10 protein-coding genes are annotated in these 7,563 nt (G+C 44.8%); 6 read left to right on the forward strand and 4 right to left on the reverse strand.

All coding sequences use genetic code 11. The features are described 5' to 3' along the window. The first annotated feature begins 42 nt into the window (after window positions 1-42). The 3 genes from NQ117_RS16110 to def all read left to right on the forward strand — a co-directional run bounded on the left by NQ117_RS16110 (window position 43) and on the right by def (window position 2,220). A complete protein-coding gene (locus NQ117_RS16110; protein WP_258279040.1) occupies window positions 43-561 on the forward strand; it encodes a sigma-70 family RNA polymerase sigma factor in 519 nt (172 codons plus the stop codon). Beyond that, window positions 554-1,612 (forward strand): DUF4179 domain-containing protein, encoded by a 1,059-nt coding sequence (locus tag NQ117_RS16115; RefSeq protein ID WP_258279041.1) that lies wholly within the window; start codon window positions 554-556, stop codon window positions 1,610-1,612. Before NQ117_RS16110 ends, NQ117_RS16115 begins: the two co-directional genes overlap by 8 nt. An 80-nt stretch (window positions 1,613-1,692) precedes the next feature. Next, window positions 1,693-2,220: a peptide deformylase gene (def, locus tag NQ117_RS16120; protein ID WP_258279042.1), complete on the forward strand. Its 528-nt coding sequence runs from the start codon at window positions 1,693-1,695 to the stop codon at window positions 2,218-2,220. A gap of 94 nt (window positions 2,221-2,314) precedes the next feature. On the opposite strand, the gene NQ117_RS16125 is transcribed toward def, so the two are convergent. From NQ117_RS16125 to NQ117_RS16140, 4 genes are all read right to left on the reverse strand, one after another. Then, window positions 2,315-3,565, reverse strand: coding sequence for an ROK family protein (locus tag NQ117_RS16125; protein ID WP_258279043.1), 1,251 nt, complete (start codon window positions 3,563-3,565; stop codon window positions 2,315-2,317). Beyond that, window positions 3,558-4,094, reverse strand: coding sequence for a chromate transporter (locus tag NQ117_RS16130; RefSeq protein WP_258279044.1), 537 nt, complete (start codon window positions 4,092-4,094; stop codon window positions 3,558-3,560). The genes NQ117_RS16125 and NQ117_RS16130 overlap by 8 nt, the downstream gene beginning before the upstream one ends. A 48-nt stretch (window positions 4,095-4,142) precedes the next feature. Further along, window positions 4,143-4,787, reverse strand: coding sequence for a chromate transporter (locus tag NQ117_RS16135; protein ID WP_258279045.1), 645 nt, complete (start codon window positions 4,785-4,787; stop codon window positions 4,143-4,145). Between the two features lie 397 nt (window positions 4,788-5,184). Then, a complete protein-coding gene (locus NQ117_RS16140; RefSeq protein ID WP_144993487.1) occupies window positions 5,185-5,799 on the reverse strand; it encodes a superoxide dismutase in 615 nt (204 codons plus the stop codon). 534 nt (window positions 5,800-6,333) lie between these two features. Between NQ117_RS16140 and NQ117_RS16145 the strand changes: the two genes are divergently transcribed. The 3 genes from NQ117_RS16145 to NQ117_RS16155 all read left to right on the forward strand — a co-directional run. Further along, entirely contained in the window at window positions 6,334-6,768 is a 435-nt protein-coding gene (locus tag NQ117_RS16145; RefSeq protein WP_258279046.1) for a GNAT family N-acetyltransferase, read from the forward strand. A 134-nt stretch (window positions 6,769-6,902) separates the two neighbouring features. Further along, entirely contained in the window at window positions 6,903-7,448 is a 546-nt protein-coding gene (locus NQ117_RS16150; protein WP_258279047.1) for a DUF402 domain-containing protein, read from the forward strand. Window positions 7,449-7,472: 24 nt separating this feature from the next. Further along, window positions 7,473-7,563: RNase H family protein (locus tag NQ117_RS16155; protein WP_309137886.1), on the forward strand; the 91-nt coding region annotated here is incomplete at its 3' end.

Raw genomic sequence — 7,563 nt, forward strand, 5'->3', positions numbered from 1 at the left:
AGAGACGTTATGATCGATGAATTTCTGGAGGTGAAGGACTGCATGAGCGACTTAGAACTGGAGAAGCGCGCGATTGCTGGCGATGACGAGAGTTTTTCTATCCTTATCGAGCAGCGAAAAGAAAGGATTTATCGCATGGCCTATACGTATGTAAGAAATAAAGAGGATGCGTTGGAAATTGTACAGGAGACGGTATATAAAGCATATTTGTCCGTAGAGAAGCTGCAGCAGCCTCAATATTTCAATACGTGGTTGATGAAGATTGCGGTGAATGCTGCTTTGGATCATATACGTAAGTCCAAGCGAGTTGTATATATGGACAAAGATATTGAAAGAAGCTACACCCCTGATAATAGAGAAGAGAAGTTGGACTTGTATGAGGCGCTGGATAGTTTGGATGAAAAAACTCGCTCCGTGCTGATGCTGCGGTATTTTGAAGATATGCCATTGAAGGATATTGCGGAGACGTTAGAGACACCATTAAGTACGATTAAGTCGTTGGTCTATCGTGGGTTGGAGAAGTTGAAAATAAATTTGGGGGAGGGTGAGCTTCTTGAATAAAGATTTGGAACGGTTAAAGAAAGAGTATCAAAATATCGAAATTCCTGATGAGCTGGCTGCTGTAACTCGACAAGCGTTGGAGCGGGGCAAGCAGGAACGTGAGCGCTTGAAGCAAGCTCAGCATGATGATATGAGTCATCATCAAGACCAGATCGGGAAGCGAGAGAATACCCAAGGCCAGAATGGGGATGGGTATCAGGGTTCAAGTCCGTATCAGACGCAGCGTGCGCTGCCTCGCAATCGGTGGGTGAAACGTATTGTTGCTAGTGCAGCAGCAGTGTTTGTTTTATTTACAATTAGCGTTAATACAATGCCTGCATTCGCAAGTAGCCTAGAGAACATTCCAGGGATCGGTAAGCTGGTGAAGGTGCTGCAGTTCAATAAAGGTGGAGCCGAGGGTGGGCAATTAACGCAAGAAGAAGGACCAACGGATGTTCATGCTATTGGTTTGCATCAGCAAGGAGATAGTGATCAAATTACGATTCGCTTCCAGAAAGACAATAAAGAGCAGCTAATCGCAAGTTCATTCCATGTACAACATCGCGAATATCCAAATACGATGACTTTTTCTATTCGAGACGCCCGTAATTTCTCTGCGCAACAGGACTTGGCGACATTGAAGAAGAGCAGATATGTAGCAGATGCTTACGAGATCATTTCGATGGATGATACACTTATTCGCTTTACAATCGTTTTTAAAGAACCTGTTGCTTATGAGGTGAAGGAGTACAAGGATCCTGCGGAGGTTGTGCTTACCTTAAAGCAAGGAACATCAGCAGAAGTACAAGATAAAGTATATTCAGTTCGTACCGCTTCTCACCCATTTGGGGAAGAGCAGGGTATGATGGAAGAAGCTTGGATTGAAGAAGAGAATGTCCGCATTTTGAAAGACAGTGCGGGTACGTATTTGGTAGAAGCCGGCTATTATCCGACGAAGGAAGAAGCACAGGCGCAAGTAAGGAAATTGGAAGAACAGCATGGATTGCAAGGACAACTACACGTGGAAGAGCGGACATTCTTGCAAACACCAGCGCCAATTAATGCTCAATAATAGGTTGTGATGTTATGAGTTGACAGATTATGTAATTCGGTTTACACTGCAACCAGCTAATATGGAATAGGTGGTGCAGGATGACAGTAAGAACGATATTGCCATTTGGAGACCCATTACTGCGAAAAGTTTGTAGACCAATAACTGAAATGTCGCCTCGGATGCTGACCTTGCTGACTGACTTGAAAGAGACACTTTATGCGGAGCCTGGGCGTGCTGGGTTGGCGGCTCCACAGATTGGTATTTTGCGGCGAGCCGTAGTGATGGATATGGGTGATGGCTTCCGGGAATTCATTAATCCCGAGATCATAGAAGCTCATGGAGAGCAGCAAGGTTTTGAAGCATGCCTATCTTATCCAGGCTACTATGGCCGTGTAACTCGTTACCAGTATGTCAAAGTAAAGAGCATGGACCGGGAAGGGCTAGAGCTTATAACGGAAGCGGAAGACGATTTAGCCGTCTGCTTGCAGCATGAAATTGATCATTTGGATGGTATTTTATTCGTGGATCGAATGAAAGATGGCGTCCTCGTTCATGACGTAACCAAGCAGCGTGTTCCGCTGCTGGATGTTATTCAGTTGGCCAATAGCAGATCATGTCGCTTATAGATGGAATATTAATCCCGTCACTTCCTATCGGAAGAGACGGGATTTGTTGTATAGAAGATGAATGAACTTATGATATAGGCCTGTATGACAGTGCTTAAGCTTCTTGTCGGGATGTGAGATTGTCAAGTACGAGCAGCGCTGCACCGATAGCGATGGCTTCTTCACCATAGGTTCCTTTGCTAAATATAACTTGATAGTTAGGATAGTGGTAGGTGCGACGAATAGCTGTTTGCGTAGCTGTATAGAAGAATAGGTCATTGGACGTCATTAGAGGACCGCCAAGGATGACTTTTTCAGGATGCAGCACGTTCAGCAGATTAGCGAGTCCAATGCCGAAGTAAGTAGCAGCCTGACTGACGATCTCTGTAGCTAGTGTATCTTGTTGATGAAGTGCTTCGATAATATGCCTGAATGTAACGGCTTCACCGAGTTGAATAACGGATTGGAGACGGCTCGGTCGACCTGTTCGGAGCTTGGAGATCGCTTCGCGTTCAATCGCGTAAATCGTTGCATAAGAATCGAGACAGCCGTAGTTGCCTCCTTGGGTTCGATGAGGAATACCATCTGCTTGAATAATCATTTGACCAAGGGAGCCTTCCATATCGGTAGCACCATGAATAAGTTTGCCGTCTGCCATCATCGCGGAGCGCAATCCGACCCCGGCATGAACGTAGAGCATATGACGAACGCCTTTCGTTCGATTGCTCCAAGATTCGGCAATAATAGCTGTATTTGCTCCATTATCAAGGAGCACAGGAATACGCAGTCGGTTCTCCAATTCTGCACCGATTGGTACATCGTTCCAGCCAGGGGCATAGAACCATTGTGGATTTTCAATGACGCCAGTGAAACGATCAAGTGTGCCTACTGCTCCGATACCAAGTCCAATGCATTGTTCATGTGGAATACGATATTTAGCGATCCATGTCTGGATTTGCTCCACAACGTAGTCAATCAATGCAGAAGGTGTCATGTGGTCGGTCATCGTCCAGCTAATCGATTCGATCTTGTAGCCTGCCGTATCGACAATAGCAAGACGGGAAGTCGTCCGCGAAATGTCCAGCCCGAAGCAATAGCCATAGGATGCACTTGTTCGGTAGAGAATGGGACGCCGTCCCCCTGTTGAGGCGCCGAATCCGCTCTCTTCAATGAGTCCAGAAGCAGACAACTCTTCCAGCACGCGGGTGAGTGTGCTAACGGTTAAGCCGCTCTTTGCGAGCAGGTCGTTCTTCGAGATTTCATGCTTCTGCCGAATCCGTCTAAAGATCTCCCGCGCCTTTGATGAAGGGATTCGATCTTGCAAAGGCAGATGCGTTCTTCCATCCTGAGCGTGTGTATTAGACATATAAAATTATCCCCGCTATTCCTGATAATAAGATGACAGCGATGGGATGCAGCTTCCAACGAATAAGCGCGAATAGCATGACAGCGAAAATGCCGATGCTGAACCACGTATATCGAGCGTATCCGTTCAATAGGCCAGAATGCACCGCCATATTGAAGGCAGCGTAGGCGATAAGCGCCATGACTGCTGGCTTCATGCCGTCGAGTGCAGCTTGCACCCAATGATTATGATACATGCGGTAGAATAGAGTAGCAACTAAAAACATCAAAATAATGGAAGGTAATACAATTCCAATGCTAGCAGCAGCGCTTCCGATCCACCCGGATGCCGCGAATCCCACATAGACGGCGCTATTCATCGCAACGGATCCTGGAGCCATTCCTGCCATTGTAACGGCGTCTGTAAATTCAATTGCGGTCATCCAGCCGTGCTGCAGCACTTCATGCTCGATGAGCGGAATCATCGCGTATCCTCCACCAAATGACACGAACCCTAGTTTGAAAAAGGTCCAAAATAGATCCCATATCATCGCTAAGTTCCTTTCTATTTCCTATTCGTGTTGATGTGGATCGTAATGTTAAGAGTTCATCTTGGTTATCTTTACATCTTTTGTTTTAGATAGAGATGGGGTAGAGCGGACAGCCCGGTTGACAGCTCGCTTCCATTGAAGGTAATGAACGAGACAGCCAGCAAGCATACCGCACCCAATGACGATAACAGGATTTAATGATGTCGACAGCAATAGGATGCAGCTTCCTCCAAATATCATCCAGGCCATACGCGAACGAAGCACATCTTTGCGCATACGAATGGCTGCATAGGCAATGAGTGCAATGATTGCAGGTTGAATACCTAACAAGGCTGCTTCGATGACAGGAGAATCATGATAAACAGCTGCCAAGCTGCATAGCAGCAGCATAATCGTAACAGTAGGCAGAGATATAGCGGTAACAGAGGTGAGTAGGCCGCGAATCCCAGCCATTCGATATCCAACAAGCGCTGCAATATTGATGGCGACTCCGCCAGGTGTAGCCCCTGCGATTGCGGTTATCTCATGCATCTCATTAGGTGTTATCCATCTCCGTCGGTCTGTAATTTCGCGATGAATAACTGGCAATATAGCATACCCGCCACCGAAGGTTGTTGGGCTTATTTTGATAAAGGTTAAAAACAATTGAAGACACAGCTGTGACGTTGTGAAGAGGGAAGGTGATGATTGCATCGTTAGTAACCCCTTTTCCTTGTACATCTTAATGTCTTTATTATATGCTACTTAATTTCATTTTGGAATAAAGTCTAGGTTTTTAATTGAAAGGTCAGGCCTATTGCGAAAAAAACTATAAATAAAAGCGTATTTCAAATAGACATTTATTAAAAATGAACAAAACTTATCGGAAAGGGAAGGTGGGCGTGTTGGAGGAAGTGATGATCGTTCGAGATCAGTATGACGGCATTTTATTTTTTGCTAAGATTCAACCTTCACAGCGCTCGAAGTAGAACTAATGTGGAAGCATTTTACCAAAGTAGTTATGAATTGCATGCCTGGACTTTAAAAGGGTCATAAAAACGCCCGTCATCCATAATGGAATGACGGGCGTTCTTCTAGGTTATAGAACCGATTAGTTGTTCAAAGCTGCTTCATAGCGCTTCTCTACTTCGGACCAGTTCACAACGTTCCAGAATGCAGCGATGTAGTCTGGGCGTTTGTTTTGGTAGTTCAAGTAGTAAGCGTGCTCCCATACGTCAAGGCCAAGAACTGGAGTCTTGCCTTCCATGATTGGGGAGTCTTGGTTAGGCAAGCTGTACACAGTCAATTTGCCGTTGTCTACAGCTAGGAATGCCCAGCCGCTACCGAAACGTGTTGTAGCTGCTTTAGCGAAATCTTCTTTGAACTTGTCGAAACCGCCAAGTTCGTTCTCGATTGCTTCAGCAAGCTTACCGGATGGTGTGCCGCCAGCGTTAGGAGCGATTGTTTCCCAGAATAGGGAGTGGTTCGCATGGCCGCCGCCGTTGTTGCGAACAGCAGTACGGATGCTTTCTGGAACTGCGTCCAGATTAGCGATCAAATCTTCAATAGACTTGGATTGCAATTCAGGAGCAGACTCCAAAGCTGCATTCAAGTTTGTAACATACGTATTGTGGTGACGACCGTGGTGGATAGTCATTGTTGTTTCGTCAATATGTGGCTCCAAAGCGTTAGGTGCGTATGGAAGCGCTGGTAGTTGATGTGCCATTATGCATTACCTCCTAAAAGGGATATGTAATAACTCTACTTCAATTAAACCCGATCCAATTGAATAAATCAACAAAAAAGTTTAAAAAGTATTGAAAGCTTGAAAACACGGTGTAAGTGACGCGTAAATCGACGTGAAATTTGGTGAGTTAAGCTCCGCTTTCTATTATGTACCCTGTTGCGGTTTTTTATAAACGGAACGAATGGGCATGATCGATTCTGCATGGTTGAATACTTTGTATTTGAGAAACATTTCAAAGATGGTTTGAACATATGCAAGTTCATGAATTGGGAATCAACATACACTTTTAACAGGAATTAAGACAAAATACCTTTGTAAACGATTACAATTAAGCGCTTTCATTAGAAAACAACAGATTATCTATGTTTTTTTATGGAATATGGCCGAAGAAGAAGGAATTTAGGCTATTTTGTCGTATAATACTTAGGTCAGAGGGAAAGACCAAACAGACGAATAGATAGAGAGACAATAGACGCTGTAAATACATTGAGTTCAGGATGAGGAGAGTAAGACATGATTGTTCGTTCCTTTCAATTGTCGGATTATATGCCGACGAAGCAGTTGCTGGAGTTGTCATTGTCGGAAGAATGTTGCGAGAAAACTTGGGATGCCTTTGCACGACAACTATCTTTAGATGGTGAACTTGTCGTCGTTGCACAATTGGAGCTGGATTCAGAAGTACGTACTGTAGGGGTTGCTATTGGTACAGTAGACCAGAATAATGGTTACTACTATCGCTTGGCAGTACATCCAGAATTCCGCAACCAAGGTATTGGCAAAGCGCTTGTAGGCAAGTTGGAACAGAAGTTCCAACAACGTAAAGTAAGGAACATTATGGTTGCTGCAGATGAGCATACAGAAATGATGCTTCCGTTCTTTGAGCAGTTTGGTTACGGAACACAGCATGTCTTGCGTTCACTGAAACAGTTGCGCATTGTAGCTGGCTAGTTGAAGGCTGGATTATAGCAGACCGCGCACAATCGAATATCATGCATAGGAAGGCATATCTTTTCAACCGTTGCATTCGGGGGGAAGATATGCTTTTCTATTATTATATGATGACGTGAGGCTGATGGTAGCGCATGATTACATATCGTAGAACACTTGTGAAAAGTTTTAAGCATGATGGACATTTGCATCGGATGTGGATGGAGAATTGGATCGTCCCAAAGGAAATGTGTCACCAGTTGCATCAACAAGAGGACATGCTGGTGATCATTAATTGCCATACTCCGATCCAAGAAGCAAATGGAAAGCAGTGGATAAGCAAAGTGCCGGCGGTCACTTTCTTTGTCCCGAATCAATGGTTCAATATTGTCGCTCTTATTGAGGAGCAGGGAATACGGTATTATTGTAATATTGCGTCACCAGCATACCAGACGGATGGAGTCATTACTTATATTGATTATGATCTAGATGTGATCCGTCATTCCGACGGACATATCGCGATTGTTGATCGTGAGGAATATGATATGAATCGTTTGGTGTATCACTATCCTGATGTTGTAGAACGACGAGTCGCACAAGGAATGGAAGCATTAATGGGACGAATGCGCAAGGGTGACACTCCCTTCCAAGATGATGCGGTCCTTTGGTACTACAAACAATGGATGAGTGCCCAAAGTTAAGAGGGTTATAATGGAGGTAGCTTGGTGAAACAAGTAATCGTCTACACAGATGGCGCCTGCTCTGGGAACCCCGGTCCTGGAGGATGGGGCGCCGTTCTCCTTTATGGTGTGTATC

It is taken from the genome of Paenibacillus sp. SC116, assembly GCF_024733555.1.
In the GTDB taxonomy this organism is placed as follows: Bacteria; Bacillota; Bacilli; order Paenibacillales; family Paenibacillaceae; genus Paenibacillus_B.